The organism is Streptomyces sp. NPDC020917, from assembly GCF_044333795.1.
In the GTDB taxonomy this organism is placed as follows: Bacteria; Actinomycetota; Actinomycetes; order Streptomycetales; family Streptomycetaceae; genus Actinacidiphila.
In genome coordinates this window covers 154416-177663 of record NZ_JBIRRR010000016.1, presented here as the reverse complement: position 1 = coordinate 177663, position 23248 = coordinate 154416, and the positions used below count along the sequence as shown (strand labels likewise).

21 protein-coding genes and 1 pseudogene are annotated in these 23248 nt (G+C 72.6%); 13 read left to right on the top strand and 9 right to left on the bottom strand.

Annotated elements, in window-relative coordinates:
- Window positions 1–137: 137 nt before the first annotated feature.
- Both ACH4TG_RS29215 and ACH4TG_RS29210 read right to left on the bottom strand, forming a co-directional pair.
- On the bottom strand, window positions 138–1490 hold the full coding sequence (locus ACH4TG_RS29215) for a Gfo/Idh/MocA family protein (protein ID WP_398245538.1): 1353 nt from the start codon (window positions 1488–1490) through the stop codon (window positions 138–140).
- A 32-nt stretch (window positions 1491–1522) separates the two neighbouring features.
- Window positions 1523–2242 (bottom strand): SGNH/GDSL hydrolase family protein, encoded by a 720-nt coding sequence (locus tag ACH4TG_RS29210; RefSeq protein ID WP_398245536.1) that lies wholly within the window; start codon window positions 2240–2242, stop codon window positions 1523–1525.
- A gap of 193 nt (window positions 2243–2435) precedes the next feature.
- Here ACH4TG_RS29210 and ACH4TG_RS29205 point away from each other — a divergent pair, with 193 nt between their 5' ends.
- Both ACH4TG_RS29205 and ACH4TG_RS29200 read left to right on the top strand, forming a co-directional pair.
- Complete coding sequence (locus ACH4TG_RS29205; protein ID WP_398245534.1) at window positions 2436–3632, top strand: putative glycoside hydrolase; 1197 nt, start codon at window positions 2436–2438, stop codon at window positions 3630–3632.
- A 49-nt stretch (window positions 3633–3681) separates the two neighbouring features.
- Window positions 3682–4965: a putative glycoside hydrolase gene (locus tag ACH4TG_RS29200; protein WP_398245533.1), complete on the top strand. Its 1284-nt coding sequence runs from the start codon at window positions 3682–3684 to the stop codon at window positions 4963–4965.
- A gap of 110 nt (window positions 4966–5075) precedes the next feature.
- On the opposite strand, the gene ACH4TG_RS29195 is transcribed toward ACH4TG_RS29200, so the two are convergent.
- On the bottom strand, window positions 5076–6074 hold the full coding sequence (locus tag ACH4TG_RS29195; RefSeq protein WP_398245532.1) for a LacI family DNA-binding transcriptional regulator: 999 nt from the start codon (window positions 6072–6074) through the stop codon (window positions 5076–5078).
- Between the two features lie 201 nt (window positions 6075–6275).
- On the opposite strand from ACH4TG_RS29195, the gene ACH4TG_RS29190 reads away from it, so the two are divergent.
- The 7 genes from ACH4TG_RS29190 to ACH4TG_RS29160 all read left to right on the top strand — a co-directional run bounded on the left by ACH4TG_RS29190 (window position 6276) and on the right by ACH4TG_RS29160 (window position 15209).
- Window positions 6276–7898, top strand: a complete 1623-nt coding sequence (locus ACH4TG_RS29190) for an ABC transporter substrate-binding protein (protein ID WP_398245531.1) — start codon at window positions 6276–6278, stop codon at window positions 7896–7898.
- A gap of 95 nt (window positions 7899–7993) precedes the next feature.
- Window positions 7994–8977, top strand: coding sequence for an ABC transporter permease (locus ACH4TG_RS29185; protein ID WP_398245586.1), 984 nt, complete (start codon window positions 7994–7996; stop codon window positions 8975–8977).
- Window positions 8974–9897, top strand: a complete 924-nt coding sequence (locus ACH4TG_RS29180; RefSeq protein ID WP_398245530.1) for an ABC transporter permease — start codon at window positions 8974–8976, stop codon at window positions 9895–9897. The genes ACH4TG_RS29185 and ACH4TG_RS29180 overlap by 4 nt, the downstream gene beginning before the upstream one ends.
- Window positions 9894–10916 (top strand): ABC transporter ATP-binding protein, encoded by a 1023-nt coding sequence (locus ACH4TG_RS29175; RefSeq protein WP_398245529.1) that lies wholly within the window; start codon window positions 9894–9896, stop codon window positions 10914–10916. Before ACH4TG_RS29180 ends, ACH4TG_RS29175 begins: the two co-directional genes overlap by 4 nt.
- Window positions 10913–12061, top strand: a complete 1149-nt coding sequence (locus tag ACH4TG_RS29170) for an ABC transporter ATP-binding protein (protein ID WP_398245528.1) — start codon at window positions 10913–10915, stop codon at window positions 12059–12061. Before ACH4TG_RS29175 ends, ACH4TG_RS29170 begins: the two co-directional genes overlap by 4 nt.
- Window positions 12062–12131: 70 nt before the next feature.
- On the top strand, window positions 12132–13703 hold the full coding sequence (locus ACH4TG_RS29165) for a UxaA family hydrolase (protein WP_398245527.1): 1572 nt from the start codon (window positions 12132–12134) through the stop codon (window positions 13701–13703).
- Window positions 13704–15209, top strand: coding sequence for a mannitol dehydrogenase family protein (locus ACH4TG_RS29160; protein ID WP_398245526.1), 1506 nt, complete (start codon window positions 13704–13706; stop codon window positions 15207–15209).
- 40 nt (window positions 15210–15249) lie between these two features.
- Here the strand turns inward: ACH4TG_RS29160 and ACH4TG_RS29155 are convergent, their stop codons facing one another.
- A complete protein-coding gene (locus ACH4TG_RS29155; protein WP_398245525.1) occupies window positions 15250–15864 on the bottom strand; it encodes a fasciclin domain-containing protein in 615 nt (204 codons plus the stop codon).
- Window positions 15865–16146: 282 nt separating this feature from the next.
- Between ACH4TG_RS29155 and ACH4TG_RS29150 the strand changes: the two are divergent.
- Window positions 16147–17172 (top strand): annotated as a pseudogene (locus ACH4TG_RS29150) (acyltransferase); the annotation flags it as partial.
- Between the two features lie 335 nt (window positions 17173–17507).
- On the opposite strand, the gene ACH4TG_RS29145 reads toward ACH4TG_RS29150, so the two are convergent.
- Window positions 17508–18044, bottom strand: coding sequence for a MarR family winged helix-turn-helix transcriptional regulator (locus tag ACH4TG_RS29145; protein WP_398245584.1), 537 nt, complete (start codon window positions 18042–18044; stop codon window positions 17508–17510).
- A 203-nt stretch (window positions 18045–18247) separates the two neighbouring features.
- On the opposite strand from ACH4TG_RS29145, the gene ACH4TG_RS29140 reads away from it, so the two are divergent.
- Window positions 18248–18448, top strand: a complete 201-nt coding sequence (locus tag ACH4TG_RS29140; RefSeq protein ID WP_398245524.1) for a hypothetical protein — start codon at window positions 18248–18250, stop codon at window positions 18446–18448.
- Between the two features lie 34 nt (window positions 18449–18482).
- On the opposite strand, the gene ACH4TG_RS29135 is transcribed toward ACH4TG_RS29140, so the two are convergent.
- The 3 genes from ACH4TG_RS29135 to ACH4TG_RS29125 all read right to left on the bottom strand — a co-directional run bounded on the left by ACH4TG_RS29135 (window position 18483) and on the right by ACH4TG_RS29125 (window position 20426).
- The gene (locus tag ACH4TG_RS29135; RefSeq protein ID WP_398245523.1) at window positions 18483–19589 is read right to left on the bottom strand and encodes a YbhN family protein; all 1107 of its coding nucleotides are present in this window, start codon (window positions 19587–19589) and stop codon (window positions 18483–18485) included.
- Between the two features lie 77 nt (window positions 19590–19666).
- Entirely contained in the window at window positions 19667–20089 is a 423-nt protein-coding gene (locus ACH4TG_RS29130) for an Hsp20/alpha crystallin family protein (RefSeq protein WP_398245522.1), read from the bottom strand.
- Between the two features lie 115 nt (window positions 20090–20204).
- Complete coding sequence (locus ACH4TG_RS29125; RefSeq protein WP_398245521.1) at window positions 20205–20426, bottom strand: hypothetical protein; 222 nt, start codon at window positions 20424–20426, stop codon at window positions 20205–20207.
- 150 nt (window positions 20427–20576) lie between these two features.
- Here ACH4TG_RS29125 and ACH4TG_RS29120 point away from each other — a divergent pair, with 150 nt between their 5' ends.
- Together ACH4TG_RS29120 and ACH4TG_RS29115 are read left to right on the top strand one after the other, a co-directional pair.
- The gene (locus tag ACH4TG_RS29120; protein WP_398245520.1) at window positions 20577–21773 is read left to right on the top strand and encodes an NAD(P)/FAD-dependent oxidoreductase; all 1197 of its coding nucleotides are present in this window, start codon (window positions 20577–20579) and stop codon (window positions 21771–21773) included.
- Window positions 21774–21790: 17 nt separating this feature from the next.
- Window positions 21791–22801, top strand: coding sequence for an RNA polymerase sigma-70 factor (locus ACH4TG_RS29115; protein WP_398245519.1), 1011 nt, complete (start codon window positions 21791–21793; stop codon window positions 22799–22801).
- Between the two features lie 129 nt (window positions 22802–22930).
- Here the strand turns inward: ACH4TG_RS29115 and ACH4TG_RS29110 are convergent, their stop codons facing one another.
- Entirely contained in the window at window positions 22931–23233 is a 303-nt protein-coding gene (locus ACH4TG_RS29110) for a hypothetical protein (RefSeq protein WP_398245518.1), read from the bottom strand.
- Between the last annotated feature and the right edge of the window lie 15 nt (window positions 23234–23248).

Here is a 23248-nt window from a genome sequence, read left to right as displayed (position 1 = left end):
CCCGGGGGCGGCGCGGGGCCCCCCGGGGGGGGGCGGGCGGGGGGCCCCCCCCCCCCCCCCCCCCCCCGCGCCCCGCGGGCCCCCCCCCCCCCCCCCCCCCCCCGGGCACTTCCCTTTGCAGCCCGGGGGCCGCCCGCTCAGCCGAGCAGTTCCGCGACGCCGAACGGCCGGTGCTCGACGGCCGACCGCCACAGGCCCTCGCCCAGGGCCACCGCCCAGGCACCCTCCAGGCTGGTGGCGGCCAGCCCCAACTCCCGCGACTCGGCGCTCTGCTCGACGAACAGGTCGCGGCGCATCTCGGGATCGGCCCCGGCGTGCTCGCCGCGCGGCGCGTCCACCTGCACCGTCGACCGCTTGCCGAACAGCGGCGCCAGCACGACCAGGTCGCTGCCGGGCAGCGGCTCTCCGTCCACGGTGCGGCCGTGCAGCATCTCGATCGATCCGTGCGTGCCGCTGATCCCGAGGCGGTACCCCTCCCATGTGCTGGAGAAGTCGATCGAGTACGCCAGGCTCGCGCCGCCCTCGTACCCCACCACCGCGCTGTAGGTGTCCTCGATGTCGATCTCGTCGTCGTAGATGTACATCGGGCGGTCGGCCGGGTACTGCTCGGCGTAGTGCAGGCCGAACAGGCCGGTCCGCGCCCCTGTCCCGTTCTCCTCCGGGACCACGCCGGTGTCGCGCAACCCCCGCAGATACGGGTCGTGTTCGCCCTCTCCGGCCGGCACGGCGGATCCCGCGCCCGGCGCGGCCCCGGGCTGCGGCGGGCGGTGCGGGCTGCGCGGCCCGTAGTAGTTCAGGGCGCCGTAGCCGAAGATCTCCAGCGGTTCCCGGCCGACCAGCCAGGTGACGAGGTCGAAGTGGTGGCAGCACTTGTGGACGGCCAGGCCGCCGTGGGCGCGCTGCCGGTTCCAGCGCGAGAAGTAGCTCGCGCCGTGGCGCAGGTCCACGTGGTAGTCCAGCGTCACCCGGGTCACGGCGCCGATCGAGCCGTCGAGGATCATCCGCTTGATCACCCGGTGGGTGCGGGCGTACCGCAGGTTGTGCGTGACCTTGATCCTGGCGGTGGACGCGCTCTCCGCGCGCAGCACCGCCCGTGCCGCCGCGGCGCTGCTGACCATCGGCTTCTCGGTGATCACCTCCACACCGCGGGCGAGGGCGGCGACGATGTACGCCTCGTGCGTGCGGTCCGGTGAGGTGACGATGACAGCGTCGGGGGCGAGTTCGCCGAGCATGTCGTCGAAGGCGTCGGGGGAGTAGTACGGCAGTGCGGCGGCCCCGGCGGCACGCAGCTGGGCGTTGAACTCCTCGACCCGCTGCCGGTCGCTGTCGACCAGGGCCACCACCGTCCCGGAGGCGGACAGGTCGTCGCCGGCGCCGCCGTAGCCGAGGACGCCGTCCACCCGGCCGCCGGACAGCCCCATCAGCGGGTGCACGAACGCCGCCAGGCCGCGGTTGGACAGGCCGCAGACCGCATAGCGCTTTCTGGACACGTGAGTTCCTCTCTCTTCCACTGTCCGGCCGGTCAGCTCGGGGACCGGTCGGGGAGCTGCGCGGCGGTGCTCAGCGCGCAGCATTCGCTGGCGTCGTCCCAGGCGTCGACGGCGCGGAGGATGGTGCCGGCCATGACGCGGTGGCCGCGGCCGTTGGGGTGGGTGCTGTCGCCCATCCACGCGGTGGGCGCCCACCCGTCGCCGGCCCGCAGCCACGGGGTGTGGTGGTCCACGACCACGCAGCCGGTGGCCCGGCCCGCCTCGCGCATCGCCGCGACGTAGCCGGGCAGCGGGGCGATCAGCTCGGGCGGCGCGTCCGGGCGTACGGGGTTGGGGAGTTGGAGCAGGACGAGTGCGCCGGCCGACTGCAGCTGCGTGATGACGTCCCGCAGGGTCCTCTCGAACGCGGTGAGGTGGTCGGGGCCGAGCTTGGCGTCGTTGAGCCCGATGCCCAGCAGGACGACGTCGGGTGCCAGCCGGGTGATGCGGGAGAGGGTGCCGGCGACGTCGCGGGCCCGCCAGCCGCTGACCGCGGTCCGGGCGAACACGTCGCCGTACCGGGTGAGTTCGTAGCGGATCCGCTCTTCCAGGAGTTGTGCGTAGTCGCGTTCGCCGGCCGTCCAGCGGGCGCCCTGCGCCACGCTGTCGCCGGCGACCATCCAGGTGAGCGGCCGGTCGTCCGCAAGGAGGGCGGCCGCGGCCGCCGCGGTGCCGCCGGAGGGGCGCGGGTCGGGTGTGTGGTGATCCGTCACGCCCAGCAGTCTAGCTATGTGCAGCTATTGCAACAATCGCTTGCAGTAGTTTAACTTGCCGTCACATCAGCGAGGCGGCCCTGCTGCCCTGCTGTCTCTCGAGAGTGCCCGTGACAACTCGGCAAGCGTATGCAGACCCTCCTGAACGGGGCACAGTATGAGTGCTGGACGCAAAGCCGGACCTGGGCGGGGCATGACCCGCCGGGTCTTCCTGGCCGGTTCGACCCTGGCGGCGGCCGCCGTGGCGGCGACCTTCGAACGGCCCCAGCCCGCCACGGCGGCCGGACCGGAGCTGCCCGACCCGCCCGCCTCCGGAATCGCCCGAGCGCAGATCTTCGACAACCAGGTCCCGGACCGCTCCGTCTACGCGGGACTGGCGTACTTCGTCTGGGGCGCGAGCAGCCTCGCCCAGCCGGCCGGCGCCGTCCCGTGCGGATACCTGCCGGCCTTCCGCGACTACGACCGCACCCACACCCTGGCCTGGTACCAGGCCAACCATCCCGACTGGGTGGTCTACCAGGCCGATCAGGCCACGCCGGCCTACGAGTTCGGCAACACGACCTACCTGCCGATCGACTTCACCAACCCGGCCGTACGCACCTACTACTACGACACCTACGTCCAGCCGCTGGTCGACGCCGGCTATCCCCTCGTCGGCTTCGACAACGTGGGGACGTTCAACGGCTACGGCAACTGCGGGCACTTCGACGCCACGGGCGCCTGGGTCCAGCAGTTCAGCGGGGCGCGGGTGGACGACGCATGGGCGGCCGCCGTGCTCGACTGGCTGGACTACCTCGCCGGACGCCTGCACGCCGCCGGTGCCGGCATCGCCGCCAACATCACCTGGAACGCGTCGGTGAAGACCGCCGACATGCTCCAGGCGGTCGGCCTGGTCGACGTCTACGTCGACGAGCAGGGCTTCACCGCGCACCGGGTGGCGAACTACAACGACCAGGCGTGGCAGGACAAGTTCGACTTCGTCCGGCAGGTCGCCCCGGGCACCGCGTACGTGTCCATCAACCAGACCGCCACCGCCGACCTCGCGGACGCCGACACCGCCCAGGTCGACTGGGTGATCGCCAACTACCTGCTGTTCCGGGAGCGGCGGAGCATGCTCGCGCTCTGCGGCGACCAGCAGTACCACGTCTTCCTCGACCGGCCCGAACTGCACACCGACATCGGGTCGCCCACCGCGGCGCCCTCTGCGGACGCCGGGGGAGCGTGGGTGCGCTCCTACACCGGCGGGCTCGCGCTCGTGAACCCGTCGTCGACCCAGACCACCACCACCGCCCTGCCGGCCGGCACCTGGACCGACCTGCACGGCACCACCTTCACCGGCCAGATCGTGCTGCCGCCCAACTCCGGCACCGCCCTGGCCGGGCCGTCCTGACCGGACTCCCCTCCTTTTCCGGCGGGGCACCCACACACAAGGAGCAAGTGTGAAAAGCAGACGCATACTCGCGACCGTCATCGCCGGGCTCGTCGCAGCGGCGGCCGGGGGCATTGCGCAGACCGCATCCGCCACAACGGCCGCCGGGGCGCCGGCCGTCGAGGGGGCCGGCACCGCCGCGTGCCCGGCGCCGGCCGCGAACCTGACGCTGCCGAACCCGCCGGACCACGGCATCGCGCAGGCGCAGATCTTCGACCGCGGCGTCACCGACCCCTCGGCCTACGCGGGCCACGTCTACTACGTCTGGGGATCGCTCAGCGCCCAGCAGCCGGCCGGAGTGGTCGGCAGCTACTACACCACGGCCTTCCGCAACGCCCCCCTGCGGACCTACACCTACGACTGGTTCCTGGCGAACCACCCGTCGTGGATCGAGTACACCGCGGACCGCACCACACCGGCATGGGAGTTCGGCAACCACGTCTACACACCGCTGGACATGGGCAACCCCGAGGTCCGGCAGTGGTACTTCAGCACCATCATCGAGCCCGCGATCGCCGCCGGGTACCGGGTGATCGCGGTGGACAACATCGGCCTGCGCAACGACTTCGGCATGAGCGGCCACTACGACGAGAACGGCGACTGGGTCCAGCAGTTCGGCAGCGACCCGGACGACGCGACGTTCTTCACCTGGGTCAACGACTGGCTGTCGTACCTGTCCGACGGGCTGCACGCCCGCGGTGCCGCCGGCGCGTTCAACATCACCTTCAACGCCAGCCTGCACGACTTCAGCCAGGACAAGTCGGCGGCCTGGCTCGCGGCCACCCGCAAGGCGATCGCCACCTCCGACATCTGGCTCAACGAGCAGGGCTTCACCGTCCACCGGGTCGAGAACGTCACCGACGACGAGTGGCTCATGATGTACGACCTGATCCGCGAGTTCCGGTGCAAGCCGATGGTGATCGACAACAAGCTGCCGACCGACACCTGGGACCAGGCGTCCCCGGAGCAGCGGCAGTGGGTGGCGGCCAACTACCTGCTGTACCGCGAGCAGCCGACCATGATGGTGATGACCGGGCTCAAGGACTACGCCCAGTACAACGACATCCCCGAGCTGGACGTGGACCTGGGGAAGCCGGTCACCGGGCCGATCGGGCGCGGGACCGGGCTGTGGCTGCGCCGCTACCAGCACGGCATGACCGTCGTGAACCCGTCGAGCACCGCCTCGGCGCCGCTGCAACTGCCCGGCACCTGGGTGGACCTGCACGGCGTGCGGTACTCGGGCCAGGTCACCGTGCCGCCCAACACCGGGCTGGTGCTGACCCCGGCCGGCTGATCCCGCTGCACGCCCCGCTCCGGCCGGCACGGCGCTCGCGCCGTGCCGGGGCAACGCTGCCGGCCCCCTCCGGGTGGCCGGCAGCCGCGCGTTCCGCCGCCGGGGGCGGGTCAGCCGACCGGCAGGCCGGTCGACCCGCGGATGACCAGCCGCGTCTCCAGGCGGAGCGTGCCCGGCACCTCGTCGCTCTCGGGGCCGTCGCCGTCCTGGAGTTGCGCGAGCAGCAGGTCCACGGCGGTGGTGCCGAGCTCCACGCCGGGCACGTGGATGGACGTCAGCATCGGGTAGGCGGCCTGTGACATGGGGCTGTCGTCGATGCCGATGACGCTCACCTCGCGGCCCACCAGCATGCCCTGCTCGCTGAGCCGGGCCATGACGCCGAGCGCGATCAGGTCGTCGTAGGCGATGGCCGCGGTCGCTCCCGCGGACTGCAGCACGTCGGCGGCGCGCATCCCGGCCTGGATCTGCGGCTCGAACGGGCCGAGTTCCAGCAGGTCCGCGCCGAACTGCTTGCTGGCCGCCACGACGGCGTCGTGCCGCTGCTTGTTGGACCACGAGCGCCGCGGCCCCGAGAGGTAGCAGATCCGGCGATGGCCGAGGCGGACCAGGTGCTCGACGGCCTGCGACATGCCCTCGGCCTCGTCGATGACCACGCTGGGCGCTCCCTCGACCTCCCGGTTGGCGAACACCACGGGCGCGCCCTCGGCGAGCCGGCGCAGCCCCTCGACCGAGGTGCGCGGCGAGGCGAGGATCAGGCCGTCGGCCTGCTTGCCGAGGCTGCGCGCGCGGTCGATCTCGTCCGCTGCGTGCTCGTCGGTGTCGGCGAGCAGCACCGAGTAGCCCTTGTCCCGGGCGCGGGACTGCACGGCCTTGATGACGGGCGGGAAGAACGGGTTGGCGATGTCGGGGACGACCAGCCCGATGGTGTCGGTCCGCCCGGACACCAGGGAACGGGCCACCCGGTTCGGCACGTAGCCCATCTCGCGCGCGACCCGCTCGACCCGGCTCCGGGTCGCCGCGTTGACCTTGCCCGGATCGGACAGCGCGCGCGACACGGTCGAGGTCGACAGGTTGCAGGCGTCCGCGACGTCCGCGAGGGTCACGGTCATGGGGGCCCCTCCGCTGGTGAGCTCTTCAACTGGGCTGCCAGTGTACCGCAATCGCTTGTTGCCCTCGCCGCTCAGGTCTCCTCACCGTTGCTGCACATTGCATTGACAGTTGCTGCAATCGTTGGCAGCATGCGTTGCACTCCCGCCGAGATCGCTCCTTGCGGCGGACATCCAGCCTGGTGAATGACGAGAGGAGGCAGAGTGTCTGCAAGAACGCGCACCGTCGCGTCGATCGTCTCCGCCGTTGCGGTGCTGAGCGCGGGCACGGCGGCCTGTACATCCGGCGAGGAAGCGAGCTCCACTTCCTCGGTGCTGACCGTCGCCGCGTACTCCCAGCCGACGCTGCAGGCGAACTTCAACCCGTTCTCCCCGAACGCGCTGCGCGGGACGGTGGGCCTGGTCTACGAGCAGCTCTTCGACTTCAACACCGCCGACAAGAACCAGTTCATGCCGGGCCTGGCGACGAAGTACACCTGGGGCGCCGGCGGCCGCTCGGTGCACCTGTCGCTGGACTCCCGCGCGAAGTGGTCGGACGGCAGCAAGCTGACCGCGGACGACGTGGTGTTCACCTTCACCTTCATGAAGGACCACAAGCTGCTCGCGCTGCCGCTGACCACCGCCGTCGCCGACGGCGACGGCGTCACGCTGAACTTCTCCAGCCCCGGCTACTCGCAGATCCAGCAGATCGGCCGGGTGGCGGTCGTCCCGCGCAAGCAGTGGGCGACGCAGGACCCCGACACCTCCATCAACCGCAACCCGATGGGCAGCGGCCCCTACAGCCTCGGCCGCGTCACCGGCCAGCAGGTGAGCTTCCAGGCCCGCAAGGACTACTGGCGGCAGTCCGTCCCGGTGAAGCAGATCAACTACGTCACCACCAGCAGCACCAACCTGCTGGCCCAGCAGATGGTGCGCCACGAGGTGGACCTCTCCTACGCCGGCATCCCCAACATGAAGTCCCAGTACCTCGACAAGGACCCGGCGCACAACCACCTCTGGCCGATCCGGGCGAGTATGAAGCCGCTGCTGCTCAACCTGCGGCGCGCGCCCTTCGACAACGTGCACGTGCGCAAGGGCATCGCACTGGCCCTGGACCGCGCCAAGGTCGCGGACGCCTACAACCCCGGCGTCTACCAGGCCGTCGGACCCACCGGCCTGACCACGCAGAGCTGGGGCTCGCTGATACCCGACGCGGACAAGGAGCCGATCGCGCAGAACAAGCAGGCCGCGCTCCAGGAGATGGCCCAGGCCGGCTACCAGCTCAAGGGCGGCCGCCTGGTCGACGCCCACGGCAAGCAGCTGACGCTCGGCATCCTCACCGTCAGCACCTTCGCCGACGCGATGGCCTACGCGCAGGAAGTGGCCGACCAGCTCTCGCAGGTCGGCATCAAGGCGACCGTCCCCGGTGAGGCGCCGAGCGCGTACGTCGCCGACGAGGGCAAGCACAACTTCGACGCGGTCTTCGGCGACGCCTACGTCTACGGCTCCAACCTCTACAACTTCTACTGGAGCATGCTCTCCCCGGACAGCCCGCAGAGCGTCATCGGCTGGAAGGACGCGGGCACGACGGCCGCGCTGGACGCGCTGGCGAAGGCGGACCCCACCGGCCAGGCCCAGGCCACCCAGGCGCTGGAGAAGATCATGACCGACCAGGTGCCGACGGTCCCGGTCGTCGTGAAGGGCACCCCCTACATGTACTCCACGACGCGGTTCACCGGCTGGCCCAGCGAGAAGAACCCCTACACGACGCCGGATCCCGGCGCGGTGAGCGGCGTCTACGCGGAGAAGCTGTTCCTGTCGCTGCGTCCCGCGAACTCCAAGGGGTAGGCGTGGGCGGCGTGACCTTGTCGCCGGCGGTGCCGGAAGCAGCCGCCCGCAGCCGGACGTCCAGCAGTGCCATCCGGCAGATCTGGGGCAGCGTCCTGCTGAAGCGGATCGTGTTCTACCTGGTGGCGGCGTGGGCGGCGGCGACGCTGAACTTCCTGCTGCCGCGGATGATGCCGGGCGACCCGGCGTCGGCGATCCTGCTGAAGATGTCCGAGCTCGGACCGGTCACCCCCGACCGAGTCCAGTTGGTGCACCGGCTGTTCGGCGGCACCTCGAGCGAACCGTTGTGGCGGCAGTACTTCTCCTACCTCGGCGGCCTGCTCCACGGCGACTTCGGTCTGTCGCTCGCGTTCTACCCGACGCCGGTGTCGACGGTGGTGCGTTCGGGGTTCCTCTGGTCCGTGCTCCTGCTCGGCGTTTCGACGGTGATCGCCTTCGTCGTCGGGACGGCCCTGGGCGCGCTGGCCGGGCGGCGTCCGGGCGGCTGGCTCGACTCCGTCATCAGCCCGCTGTCGATCTTCGTGCACGCGCTGCCCTACTTCTGGGCGGCACTGATCCTGGTCTACGTCTTCGCCTTCCGGCTCGACTGGTTCCCGCTCTCCGGCGGGGCCGGGCCCGACCTCGCGCCCGGCTTCGACCCGGCGTTCATCAGCAGCGCGATCACCCATGCGCTGCTCCCGGCGGCGACCATCGTGCTCACCTCGATCAGCGGCTGGCTGATCCACATGCGCAACATGATGGCCTCGGTCGTGAACGAGGACTACGTGCTGCTCGCCCGCGCCAAGGGCCTGTCCGAGACGCGGGTGACGACGGCCTACGCGGCGCGCAACGCGGTGCTGCCGAGCATCAGCAGCTTCGCGGTGTCCATCGGCCTGGTCGTCGGCGGCTCGCTGCTGACCGAGATGGTCTTCAACTACCCCGGACTCGGCAGCCTGCTGAACCAGGCCATCCTCAACCTCGACTACCCGCTGATGCAGGCGCTGTTCCTGGTGATCTCCATGACGGTCCTGGTGGCCAACTTCGTCATGGACTGCCTGTACGTCCTGCTCGATCCCCGCACCCGTGAGGCGGCGTCATGACCCGTCGCATCCCCCTCCGCGTCCCGGCGAACCGCAAGGTGCGGTTCGGGCTGCTCATCTTCCTGGCGCTCGTCATCGTCGCCGCGTTCGGGCCGCTGTTCGTCAGCCACGTCCTCGGCCAGTCGCCGACCCGGCTGCACGCCGGCGGCATCCTGGAGTCGCCGTCCGGCAAGCACTGGCTCGGCACCACCTCCTCCGGGCAGGACGTGCTGGCCCAGCTGGTGGCCGGCACCCGGACCTCCCTGCTGGTCGGTCTGGTCGGCGGCGCCATCGCCACCGCCCTCGCCGTGCTGCTCGGCGTGCTGAGCGGCTACAGCACCGGGCGGTCCGGTGCGGCGCTGACCGCCTTCGTCAACATCTTCCTGGTCATCCCGGGCCTGCCGCTGCTGATCCTGGTCGCCAGCTACACCCGCGGCCGGGGCGGCTGGGTGACCGTCGCCGTCATCATCGGCCTCACCAGCTGGGCCGGCGGCGCGCGGGCGAAGCGCGCGCAGACCCTCTCGCTGCGCAACCGGGACTTCGTCGCGGCGGCCGGCTACTCCGGCGAGTCCCGCGCACGGATCCTGTTCCTCGAGGTCATGCCGCACCTCGCGCCGGTCATCGCGTCGACGTTCCTGTTCTCCGTCGTCGGCTCGATCGCGGCCGAGGCGGGGCTGGACTTCATCGGCGCCGGCCACGCGACCACCGTCAGCTGGGGCACGATGCTCTACTGGGTCCAGTCGCAGGGCGCGCTGCAGAGCGGCGCCTGGTGGTGGTTCCTGCCGCCGGGCCTGTGCATCGCCCTGGTCGGCACGGCCGCCGGGCTGGTCAACTTCGGCGTCGACGAACTCGCCGACCCCCGACTGCGCACCCGGGGAGCCACCGGGCCCGCAGCCCGTCCCCGCCGCACCGGCGGCCTCACCCCGGAGAAGGCGCGATGACCGCGGACCTGGTGCTCGACGTGGAGGGCCTCATCGTCGAGTACGGAACCGACCGGCCGGCCCGGGCCGTCGACGACATCGGCTTCCGGCTCCACCGCGGCGAGATCCTCGGCGTCGCGGGGGAGAGCGGCAGCGGGAAGTCGACGCTGATGACCGCGGTCACCCGGCTCGACCGCCCGCCGGCGCGGGTCGTCAGCGGCTCGGTCCGCTACCACCCGCGCGAGGGCGCCCCGGTGGACCTGCTCTCCGCGCCGCCCAGGCAACTGCGCGAGCTGCGCTGGGACCGCCTCGCCGTGGTCTTCCAGAGCGCGATGACCGCCCTCAACCCGGTGATGCGTGTCGGCGCGCAGTTCGTCGACGTGCTGCGCACCCACCAGCGGATGAACCGCAAGGAGGCATGGCGGCGCGCCGCGGAACTGCTCGAACTGGTCGGAATTCCGGGCGACCGGGTGCGCAACTACCCGCACGAGTTCTCCGGCGGGATGCGGCAGCGCGCGGCCATCGCGCTCGCCCTGGCCTGCGACCCGGAGATCATCGTGATGGACGAGCCGACGACGGCGGTCGACGTCGTCATGCAGCGGCAGATCCTCGGGCAACTGCAGGAACTTCAGGCCCGGTTCGGGTTCGCGATCGTCTTCATCACCCACGATCTGGCGCTGCTGGTCGAGCTGGCCGACCGGATCATGATCATGTACTCGGGCCGGGTGGTCGAGACGGGCACCGCCTCGGCCCTCTACCGCGCCCCCCAGCACCCGTACACCCTGGGGCTGCGGGACTCCTCACCCACGCTGCGCGGCCCGCGGCGCGAGGTGCGGGCCATCGGCGGATCCGCGCCCGACCTGTGGGACCTGCCGGCCGGCTGCGCGTTCCACCCCCGGTGCCCGCAGCGGACCGCGGGATGCGACACCACCCGGCCGCCGCTGCTCCTGCGCGACGGCCACGGCACCGCCTGCCTGCTGGCCCAGCCCGCGGCCGCCGGGCCGGCCGGGACCCCCGACGGCACCGAGGAGCGCGCATGACCGGACTGGCGAGCTCGCCCAGCCGCCCCACCGGGACGGCCGGCACCACAGGAGCAGGCATGACGAGCGACACCAACGACACGACCGGCACCGCGGGCACGGGAGGGGCGGCCGCCCCGATCCTCGAAGCCGTAGGTCTCACCCGGCACATCCCGATGCACGGAAGGCGCCGCGGCCAGTCGGTGCGCGCCGTCGAGGGCGTCGACCTGGCCCTGCGGCGCGGGCAGATCCTCGCGCTCGTCGGGCAGAGCGGCTCCGGCAAGACCACGCTGGCCCGGCTGCTGGCCCTGGGCGACCGGCCGACCGCCGGCGAGATCCGGTTCGACGGCCGGGTGCTGGACGCCGGACGCGGACGGGACCGCAAGCAGCACTTCAGCCACGTCCAGATGATCATGCAGGACCCGTTCGCGTCCCTGAACCGGCTGCACCGCCTGCGGTACATCCTGTCGCGGCCGCTGCGGAACTTCGGCGGGCTGAGCACCGCCGAACTCGACGCGCGGATCATCGAACTCCTGGAACGCGTCCACCTCACCCCGGGCCGCGAGTTCATCGACAAGTACCCGCACGAGCTGTCCGGCGGGCAGCGGCAGCGGGCCGCCATCGCGCGGGCGCTTGCCGCCGATCCCTCGGTGCTGCTGGGCGACGAGCCGGTGTCGATGCTCGACGTCTCCATCCGGCTCGACATCCTCAACCTGCTCACCGAGCTGCGCGACCGCGACGGCCTGGCGATGCTCTACATCACGCACGACATCGCCAGCGCCCGCCACGTCGCCAACGACATCGTCGTGATGTACAGCGGGCGGATGGTCGAGGGCGGCCCGGCGGAAGCCGTCACCCAGAACGCCCAACACCCCTACACCCGGCTGCTCCTGGCCGCCTCGCCCGACCCCGAGCGCCTGCTGGCCGGCGGTACCGGCACCGGCGGGACCGCCGCCGACGGCGCCGGTGCGGGGACCGGCGCCGGTACCGCTGCCGGCACCGACCGCCTGGACGCGGCACGCGATGCCGACGCGAACACCACCGACGCGGCCGGGTGCCCGTTCCGCGCCCGCTGCCCGCACGCCCAGCCGATCTGCGCCGAGCAGATGCCCGACCCGATCGATGTCGGGCCCGGCCACTGGTCCCGCTGCTGGCTGCACCGGTGACCCGGCACCCCGGCTATCCGACGACCCGACACCCCGACGACCCGATGAACCGACGACCGAGGAAAGGCCGATGAACACGACAGGCGCCACGAGCGGCACCACGACCGTCGACCCGCGCCACGACCCGGCGACCCTCCGGCTGCACCCGGACGACGACGTCGCGGTCGCCCTCCGCCCCCTGGAGCCCGGACTGGCCCTCGACGCACTGGAGTTGACCGTCGCCGGGCAGGTGCCCCGCGGGCACAAGATCGCGGTGCGCGACCTCCCCGCCGGAGCGGCGGTGCGCAAGTACGGGCAGGTGATCGGTGTCGCCAGCCGCCCGATCGGCCGCGGCGAGCACGTCCACGCCCACAACCTCGCCATCGGCACGCTCGCCCGTGACGCGGTCGGCGACGACGTGGTGTCCCGGCTGCCGGTGCTCCCCGAAGGACTACGGCTCACCTTCGACGGCTACCGCCGCGCCGAAGGCCGGGCCGGCACCCGCAACTACATCGGGGTCCTGTCGTCGGTGAACTGCTCGGCCACCGTGGCCCGGCTGGTCGCCGACCAGGTCACCCGCTCCGGTGTGCTCGCCGGCTACCCGAACGTCGACGGCGTGGTGGCGCTGACCCACCCCACCGGCTGCGGGATGACACCGGACGGCACCGGCATGGAGATGCTGCGCCGCACGCTCAGCGGCTACGCCGCGCACCCCAACTTCGCCGCGGTCATCGTGGTCGGCCTCGGCTGCGAGGTGAACAGCGTCGACGGCCTGACCGACCGCTTCACGCGCGACGGTGTCGGGTCCGCCCAGATGCTGACGATCCAGGCCGCGGGCGGCACCCGGGCGGCCGTCCGCGACGGCGTCGCCCAGGTGCGGGAACTGCTGCCGCAGGTGAACGCGGTCCACCGCGAGCCGCTGCCGGTGTCCGAGCTGATCCTCGGCCTGCAGTGCGGCGGATCCGACGGGTTCTCCGGCATCTCGGCCAACCCCGCCCTCGGCGTAGCCTCCGACCTGCTGGTGGCCGCCGGCGGCACGTCCGTGCTCGGCGAGACGCCGGAGATCTACGGCGCCGAGCACCTGCTGGCGCGCCGGGCGGTCACACCCGAGGTCGCCGAGCACCTCTACGCCCGGATCCGCTGGTGGGAGGAGTACACCGCGGCGAACAACGCCAGCATGGACAACAACCCGTCACCCGGGAACAAGGCCGGCGGGCTCACCACGATCCTGGAGAAGTCCCTGGGCGCCGCCGCGAAGGGCGGCCAGGCGCCGCTCGCCGGGGTGTACGAGTACGCCGAACGGGTCCGCACCCGCGGCTTCCTGTTCATGGACACGCCGGGCTACGACCCGGTGTCCGTCACCGGCATGGTCGCCGGCGGGGCCAACGTGCTCTGCTTCACCACCGGCCGCGGTTCGGTGTTCGGCTGCAAGCCGGTGCCCTGCCTGAAGCTGGCCACCAACTCCGAGCTGTACCGGCAGATGCCCGACGACATGGACCTCGACTGCGGTGCGATCGTGGACGGTTCGGTGACCGTCGAGGAGGTCGGCCGCCGCATCTACGACGCGGTGGTCGACGCCGCCTCCGGCGAGCAGACCGCCAGCGAGCTCCTCGGCTTCGGCGACAACGAGTTCGCGCCCTGGCAGCTCGGCGCGGTGATGTAGATGGCCGGCCGGCTCAGCCTGCGCACCCTCGACTCAGTCCCCCGCGCACTGCGCCCCACGGTGGATCCGCGCGCCCTGGGGACCGGTGTCGTCCACCTCGGCATCGGCGCGTTCCACCGCGCGCACCAGGCCGCCTACACCGAGGACGCGATCGCCGCGGCCGGCGGGCAGTGGGGCATCTGCGGGGTGACCATGCGCAGTTCCGCGGTGGTCGACCGGCTCGCGCCGCAGGACGGCCTGTACACGGTGCTCGCCGACAGCGGCGCGGCGGCGTCCGTGCGGGTGTCCGCGGCGGTTCGGGAAGTGCTCTTCGCCGGCGACCGGACGGCCGACGTCCTGGCGCGGATCGCCGACCCGGACGTGCACCTGACCACGCTGACGGTGACCGAGAAGGGCTACTGCCACGACCCCGCGAGCGGCCGGCTGCTGGGCGACGACCCCCGCGTGCGGGCCGACGCCGCGCAGCGGACGCCCGGCACCGCACTGGGCCTCCTGGTCCGCGGACTCGAGGCCCGGATGCGCGCGGACGCCGGGCCGATGACCGTGCTCAGCTGCGACAACCTCCCGCGCAACGGCGCCACCCTGCGCGGCCTGGTCGAGGAGTTCGTCGACCTGCTGCCGGCCGCCGAGGCGGCCGCGCTGCACGCGTGGATCGGCGCCCGGGTCCGCTTCCCGGGCTGCGTCGTGGACCGGATCGTGCCGGCCACCACGCGGGCCGACCGGGAGCGGGCGGCGGCCGCGCTCGGCGTGCTGGACGAAGGCGTCGTGGTCACCGAATCGTTCCGCCAGTGGGTGATCGAGGACGACTTCGCCGGACCCCGCCCGGCGTGGGAGCGCGCCGGTGCCCTGCTCACACGCGACGCCCACCCCTACGAGCAGGTCAAGCTGCGCATGCTCAACGGGGCCCACTCGGCCCTGGCCTACCTGGGCGCGCTGGCCGGCGACGCGAGCATCGCCGCGGCCGTGGCCGACGACGGCTTCGCCGGCCTGGTGGACCGGATGCTGGCCGAGGAGGTGATTCCGACCCTCGACGCACCGGACGGCGTGGACCTGACGGAATACGCGGACGCGTTGCTGCGGCGCTTCGCCAACCCGGCGCTGCGGCACACGACCGTGCAGGTGGCGATGGACGGCTCGCAGAAGCTGCCGCAACGGCTGCTCGCGACGGTCCGCGCCTGCCGGCAGGCAGGTGTCGAGCCGCGCCGCACCGTGTTCGCGGTGGCGGCGTGGATGCGCTGGGTGTGGACCGACCGCACCGACGACGGCGCCCCGCGCGAGCTGGACGACCCGCTCGCCCCGGTCCTGCGCGAGGCCGTCCGCGGCTGCACCACCCCGGGCCAGGTCGTCGGCCGGCTCCTCGCGGTCACCGAGGTGTTCGGTGCGGACCTGGCCGCCGACCCGGTGGTCCCGGCCCTGCTGACCGACGCGCTGGCCCGGCTGACCGCGGACGGCGCACGGGCCGCGGCCCGTTCCGTCAGTGCGGAAGGGGCCGCGGCGTCGTCGTGAGGGCGTCCTGGCCGCCCGGGGGAGCTGACCGTACTTCCGGTCAGCTCGGCGGCATCAGGACGGAGTCGACGAGATAGACGGTCGCGTTCGCGGTCGGGATGTTGCCGCAGACGATGTCGGCGGTGTTGTTGACCTTGAAGGTGGTGCCCGACCCGGAGGTGGTGAGCTTGGAGCCCTCGCGTGTGGTGAACGAGCCGCCCGGCAGCTCGGCCTTGGTGATGTGCTGGTTCACCACGTGGTAGTTGAGCACCTTCTTCAGCTGCGTCGGATTGTTCAGCAGGTTGGCCCGCTGCGTGGACGACAGTTTGTTCCAGGCCGCGTTGGTCGGCGCGAACAGCGTGATGTTGTTCGTGGTGTCGAGCACGTTCACGATCCTGGCGCGGTTGATGTAGCCGACCAGCGTGCTCAGCTGCGGGTTGCCGGCCGCGGCGGTCACCAGGCGCTGCCTGGCCATCACGGCCGTGCTTCCCGCGCCGGTCCTGGGCAGGGTCGAGCAGCCGGGCCCGAAGATGCCCGGGGCGGTGGTGGCGGTGCCGGTCGGACTCGGAGAGGGCGAGCCGGTCTGAGCGTAGGCTTGAGGGGCAAGGCCCCCGAGACTCAGCGGAACGGCGACCGCTGCGGCCGCCAGCGCTGTGGTGAGGGTAGTACGTGACATCACCATAGGACGAACCTCCCGAAGCAGGCCGGGAGCCCGGGGTCGGACCCCCTGCCGTCAAACGGAAACCCCACCCCGAAAACATTGCCTGACCTGCTGGAACGCATCACTGCTCAGGTTCTTCCCCCATAGCAAGGTAGCTGCTGGCTCTGCCCGGCGCATCTTGCCCCGGGGCCCGCGGCGGATGGCACCCTGCGATCGGGGCCACCGCGGATCCGCGGTCCTCCCGGCTGCGTGCGCCCATGGCGCCCGTGAACGGCGCGGGCGGCAGGAGGAGCGACGATGGAGCGTAACCGGTGTGCGGACCTGCTGCGTGTGTGCGCGATCTGTGCGGTGGTAGTCGGGCACTGGCTGCTGGTGAGCGTCACGTACCGTGGCGGGCAGCTGTCCGGGTCGGACGCGCTGCTGTCCATCAGCTGGGCACGCTGGGTGACCCTGGTCCTCCAGGTCATGCCGGTGTTCTTCCTGGTCGGCGGGTACGTCAACGCGCGCTCCTGGACGAGCCGGCACCAGCAGGGCGAGACCTGGACGGACTGGGTGCGCCGGCGCACGATGACGCTGATGTGGCCGACCGCCCTGTACGTGGGGACGATCGTGCTCACCCTCGACCTGGCGCGGAGCGCGGGCGCCGCCCCGGCGGACCTGGCCCGGATCGGCTGGCTCGTCGCGCTGCACCTGTGGTTCCTGCCCGTCTACCTGACGTTGATCGCCCTCACGCCGCTGGCTCTCGCGGCGCACCGGCGGTGGGGTCTCGCGGTTCCCCTCGTGATGGCCGCGACCGCGGCCGCCGTGGACGTCGCCGTCCTCGGCGCGCACGAACCGGTGGTGGGCTACGCCAACTACCTGCTGGTGTGGGGAGCCATGCACCAGTGGGGCTTCGCCTGGCAGGACGGCTCCCTGACCCGTCCCCGCAGCCGCTGCCTGCTGCTGGCCGGCACCGGACTGCTGTCCCTCACCGTGCTGCTGACCTTGGGGCCGTTCCCGGTCGACATGATCGGAGCCGGCCGGCAGGTGGGCAACACCTCGCCGCCGTCGATCGCGCTGCTGGCGTTTGCCGCCACCCAGACCGGACTGCTGCTGGCGGCGGAGCCCGTGCTGACCCGCCTGGCCTCCCGCCCCCGGTGGGCACGCTCCGTGTCCGGCCTGAACCGCACGGTCATGACCGTCTACCTGTGGCACATGGTGCCCGTGGCCCTGGTGGCCGTCGCGTTCTACCCCACCGGGGTCATGCCCCAGCCGGCCATCGGGACGGGGCAGTGGTGGGTGCTGCGTGTCGCCTGGCTCGGGCTGCTGGTGACCGTGCTCGTGCCGCTCGTGCTGCTCGTGAACGCCCTGCTGTGGCCGCTCCGGCGGCTGCCGGCTGGGCTGGGGCCCGGCGGCCGGTGGTCGCCGGTGCTGATGGCCGGCAGCCTGTGCGCGGCCGTGCCGGCGTTCCTCCTCTTCGCCACCCGCGGGTTCGCCCCGGGCGGGCACCCGCCGATGCTCCCGCTGGCGCTCTTCACCGGCAGCGTCCTGGCAGCCCTGCTCTCCGGCCGGCCGGCGGGCACCGCGCCCCCGACCGCCGCGGCGCCGCCGTCCGGATACCGCACGGCCGACCGGCTGCCGGGCGCGCACCGCGGCGCGGCCGGTCGCGGCCGGAGCCGTCACCAGCCGAGGTCGGTGGACGGCCGGCGCTCGGCGAGCGGTTCCTCGCCGGCCTCGGTGAACGCCTCCAGAGCCTCCACCAGCCGGCTGCGCTGGCCGCGCGGCATGGCGGCGACGATGCGGGCGATCTCGGAGCGGCGGCGCTCGGTGGCCAGCCGGACGGTGCTCCGGCCCTTGCCGGTGAGGCTGATGAGGATCTCGCGGCGGTTGTCCGCGTTGGGCTCGCGGTCGAGCATGCCCGCGTTCGCGAGGCGGTCGACCATCCGCATGGCCGTGGAGGGGATGACGTCCAGATGCTCGCCCAGGCGGGAGATGTTCATCGCGCCGCGGCTCTCCAGTACCACCAGCATCCGGAACTGGGGCAGGGTGAGCGTTTCCTCCACCGCGGCCAGCGAGCGCGCCGAGACCGATACCAGGAGGCGGGAGGCGGTCAGGACGGCGGTGACCACGTCGTCGGCCACCTCGTCGTGAGGATAGGGGACCCTGGGCTGGCCGGTGGCCTGCGGCTCGACCGCGGCGGGTGCGCGCTTGGGCATGCCGTCCTTTCTACCGCCTTGCACGCGTCTTGCTGCACTGCCGGTGGAGATGTCCGCGTTCTTTTGCACAGGGCAACAGTCTGCATTGCATAATGCAAACATGGTGCCGTGCAGACATGGCGCCGCACACCCCGCACGCGTGCAGCGCACCTCGCCCAGTCCGTCCGACGCGACAGCCCGTCCGAGGCAAAGGAAGGACCGAGATGACCCATGCCGGCCCAGAGGCGACAGGACACGCGGCACGCGGCGGCGCCGCGCGCGTGGGGCACAACCGCGACCCGCACCTGAGGTGCGCGTCCTGCCCCGAGCCCGCGACGCACGCCGTCACCCGGCCCGACGGCACGGCGCTCACCACCTCGTGCAGCCGGCACGCCGACGTCTGGGTCGGCCGGCTGTCCGACTGAGGGCCGCCGCCCTGCGCGGTGCCGGGAGGCGACGTCACCGATCCGGCCCGGCGGACGGACCGGTGCCGGCCGGGGGCTGCGCGTTCTCGCCGCGCCTGCCGTGCAGCGTCACGGTCGCGCAGCAGGCCCAGCCGATCGGCTGGACCGCCCAGAAGCTGACGGCCCGGTACAGCAGCGCGGCCGCGAGCGCCTGGCGTGCCGGCACCCCGTAGGCGGCCAGCAGGGCGGACAGCCCGGCCTCGAAGAGACCGAGGTTGCCGGGCGTCAGCCGCAGGCTCGCCGGGATCTGGGTGAGGACGTACGCGGCGAGCACGCCGGGCCAGGGCACCGCGACGTGCAGCGCCCGCATGCACAGGACCAGGCAGGCCAGGTCGAACCCCCAGTTGAGGAACGCCTGCAGCGCCGGGGAGATCCAGTGGCGGACCCCCGGCTGGAGGTGCCATGCCTGCGCGGCGACCCTCACCACGGCCGTCCTGACGTTGCGCGTCCACCCGTAGCGGCGGGCGCCGCGGGCCCAGACCCCCCGCACGATCCGCCGGACCGTGGTCGACCACCGGACCAGGGCCAGGCCGGCCGCGGCCATCGCCAGGACGATCACCAGCACCACGACCGCCCGCACCAGCACCCCCCGGGCGGCCGGCCCGGAGGCCAGCAGGGCGATGGCGCCGAGCACGCCGAGGCCGAGTGCCGACAGCGCCCCCGCGACCGCCAGGATCGCGGCCGCCAGGGTGGGATCGACCGCGCGGCGCCGCAGCTGCCGGTAGGCCCACGCGGTGGCCAGCACGGCACCGCCGGGCAGGGCGCCGGAGACCGCGGTGGAGCCCAGGGTCACGCCCGCGACCCGGTGCAGCGGCCACCGCGCGCCGCCCGCGTGCAGCAGCCAGCGCCACACCCCGGCGAAGCACAGCAGCGACGCCGCCTGGCACGCGGCGCCGGCGGCCAGCAGCAGCGGGTCGACATGGGTGACCAGCCGTACGGCACCCGCGACTTCGTGCCTGCGCGCCACGGCCACGGCGGCCACCGCGGCCATGACCGTCGCGGCGACGAGCCACCAGGCGCGGCGCGGCCACTGCGACGGGAGCCAGGCCCGCCGTGCCGGGCCGTCGCCGCTGGGCTGCCCGCCTCCGATGTCGTGGGGCACGGGATGCCGGGGCACACCTCAATCCTGCGCGCGATCGGCGGCGCGGGCGGCGCACCGCGCGGACCGCCGTGCCGCGGTCAGGACTTCCTGGTGACCGCGATGCGGTGCGGTTCCGACCGGGCCACCGGCTGCATCGGCGCCTTCACGGTCAGCACGCCGCTGTCGTAGCTCGCGGTGATGTCGTCCTCGTCGACACCCGTCGGCAACTGCACGCTGCGGGTGAAGGAGCCGTAGCGGAACTCGGACCGCTGCTTGTCCGCCTGCTCCTCGCTGCGCTCGGCGTGCACGGTCAGCAGGCCGTCCTCGACCGTGACGTCGAGGTCCGTGTCCGGGTCGATCCCCGGGAGCTCGGCCTTGACCATGTAGGCGCCCTCCTCCCGGCTCTCCTCGACGCGGATCATGTGCTCGCTTCCCGGCCGAAGGTCGAGGGGGAGGTCCTCGAACCACTCCGAGAACGGCGGCCACCAGCGCGGGCGCCGCTCCGTCTGACGCGAAGCCATCGTGTTCACTTCCCTGCGTGTCCCGCCGGTCACGCGACGCGGCGGCTGGATGCCCCCCGCTCGGCTGACTGCCCCCCCACTCCACGCTCCGCCTGCGACCGGCCCGGCGCCACCGCTATCCCCTGGCCGGGTCGGCGTCCGCCCGTTTGACGATCCGGTCGCCGACCGCGATCTCCTTCCACAGCCGGCGCCTGATCCGGAACCTCGCGGATCCGCCGTCCGCGAGCCGGACCTCGACGAAGTGGTACATCGTCGAGCCGTCGAGCATCCCCCGGGACTTCCCGGTGACCACGCCCTCCCAGACGTCGTCCCGTCCCGCTCTGCGTGATCCGACCATACGGCGGAGCCTACGAGGACCGCCGCCCGCGCCTGCAGTGCCTGGCGGCACCTCTTCGGCATGACAGCTGTCACAGGGTGCGGGGGTCGCCCGTCTGAGAGGGCACCCGCGGATACGGCGGGTATCGGGATCGAAGGAACGGAGCTCATCGTGTCGTCTCGCGTGCTCGTGCTCGGCGCAGGGTATGCCGGTCTGCCGGCGGCCAAGCGGATCGCCCGGCAGGTCCTCCCAGGCGAGGTGGAGGTCACGCTGGTCAATGGGACAGCGGACTTCGTGGAGCGGCCCCGGCTCCACCAGATCGCGATGGGCCAGGACGTGAAGGTCGTCCCGCTGCGGTCGTACCTCGACGGGAGCGGGGTGCGGTTCGTCCGCGGGTGGGTGCGGTCGATCGACGTGGACGCCCATGCGGTCGCCGTCGAGGAGGACGGCGGGCTGCGGCACCACCCCTACGACATCCTGGTCTACGCGCTCGGCAGCCGCACCGACGTCGGCACCGTGCCGGGGGTCCGCGAGCACGCCCTCACCCTGGACACGCTCGACGGCGCGGCCCTGGCGTCCAACGCCCTCCGCGGCCTGGAACCTTCGGCCACCGTCGTCGTCTGCGGCGGCGGCCTGACCGGTATCGAGACCGCCACCGAGGTGGCCGAGTCGCTGCCCGAACTGGACGTGCGGCTCGTCAGCAGCACCGAGCCCGGGCACTGGCTGTCCGGCAAGGCCCGGCGCCATCTGCACCACGTGCTCGACGAGCTGCGGATCGACGTGACCTGCGGTGCCCGCGTCCGTGAAGTCCGGTCCGGGGAGCTCGTGCTGGAGCAGGGACGGCGGATCCCCTTCGGCGTCGGCTTCTGGGCGGGCGGCTTCGGCGTCCCCGCCCTGGCCCGCGAGTCCGGGCTGGCCGTGACCGCCCAGGGGCGGGCGCGCGTCGACGCCAGGATGCAGTCGCTGTCGCACCCGGACGTCTACGTCATCGGGGACGCCGCCGCCGTGGCCGGCTCCTGGGGCGAGGAGTTCGCCATGGGATGCCGCACCGGCGGCTTCACCGGTCCGAAGGTCGCCGACGTGGTGGCCGCCCGGCTGACCGGCCGCGAGACCGGCCCCCTCAGGTTCCGGTACATCCACGAGTGCATCAGCCTCGGCCGCCGCCACGGCGTGGTGCAGTTCCTCGACGCCGACGGCTCGCCGATACCGCGCATCCTCACCGGCCGCAAGGCGATCACCTACAAGAACGCCGTGCTCAACAGCGCCCGGCTGGTGTTCGGCCACGCCGGCCCGGCACTCGCACGGCGGCGGCACGTGGCCGATGCTGGGACGGCGGCGATCCCCGCCGCGGCACGCCAGAGCGCCTGAGCGGCTGGAGCACGGGAATGGAATCAGAGGACGACGCCGTCTACCGGCAGTTCCGGCCGCTGCTGTTCTCCCTCGCGTACCGCATGACCGGCAGCGTGGCGGAGGCCGAGGACATCGTGTCCGAGACCTTCCTGCACTACCAGCGTGCCCACGCCCGGGGCGTGGAGGTGAGATCGCACCGCGCCTACCTCACCACGACGACCACCCGGCTGAGCATCGACCACCTGCGGTCCGCGCGCCACAACCGCGAGGTCTACGTCGGGCCGTGGATGCCGGAACCGCTGCTGTCCCGGCCCGAGGACGACGTCGAGGGCCGGGCCGAGAGGTACGAGTCGCTGTCCCTGGCGTTCATGGTGCTGCTGGAGTCGCTCTCCCCGGTCGAGCGCGCGGTGTTCCTGCTCCGCGAGGTCTTCCAGTACGACTACGCCGAGGTCGCCGCCATCGTGGGCAAGAGCGAGGTGAACTGCCGCCAGCTCCTGCGGCGGGCCAGGAACCACCTCGCGAGCCGCGCGCCGCGCTTCGAGGTCTCCCGCGAGCAGCGTGACCGGGTCGCCGGGATGTTCTTCGCCGCGGTCGACGGGGGAGACCTCGACGCGCTCGTCGACCTGCTCACCGAGGACGCGGTGCTCTACGGCGACGGGGGAGGCGTCGGCCCCTCGATGCCGCGCCCGATCCACGGCCGCACCCGTGTGGTCCGGCTGATGGGCGTCGTCTCCGACCTGATCCGGCGCTTCGACCTCCGCGTGCAGCCGGCCTCGGTCAACGGCCAGCCGGGGGCGGCGGTGCGCGACCCCGAGGGCAGGCTCCTCAATGTGCTCGCGCTGGACGTCGTCGACGGCCGCGTCCAGACCGTCCGGTCGATCATCAACCCCGACAAGCTCCACCACCTCGGGCCGCTGCTCGACCCCCGTCTCCTCATGCCGGCCCACACCGCCGGGGCAGGCGGCCCCGCCGACGGGACGGGTCCCGGCGAGGGCAGGGAACCCGGCGAACCCGACGACGCCGGGGATCGGCCCGGCCCGAGATGACGCCGCGCGCACACGCACCGGCTCGCCGGCCGCGTGCACGCCCGGAGTCGGGGCCGGATCGCCCGAAGCCTCGGTCATGGCAGGCGACGGGATCCCGTCGCCGGACGGCCCGCGTTACGGGGCCGCACCTCAGTGGTCGTCCCAGTGGCCCTCGTGGCCGGCGTGGCGGTGGCCGTCGTGGACGTAGTCGACGTGGTCGCCGTGCGGGACCGCGACGTGGCCGCAGCCGGCGCCGTGCTGGTGCGCGTGGTCGGCGTGCGTGGTGTGCCCGGCGGTGGAGCACTCGTCGACATGGCCGTCATGGGCGCGGTGCAAGTGACTGTCGTGGACGTAGTCGACGTGGTCGCCGTGCGGCACGGCCACATGGCCGCAGCCCTCGCCGTGGACGTGCGGGTGGTCCTCATGGGTGGTGTGGGACGCGGCTGCGGACATCGGTCTCCCTCTCGG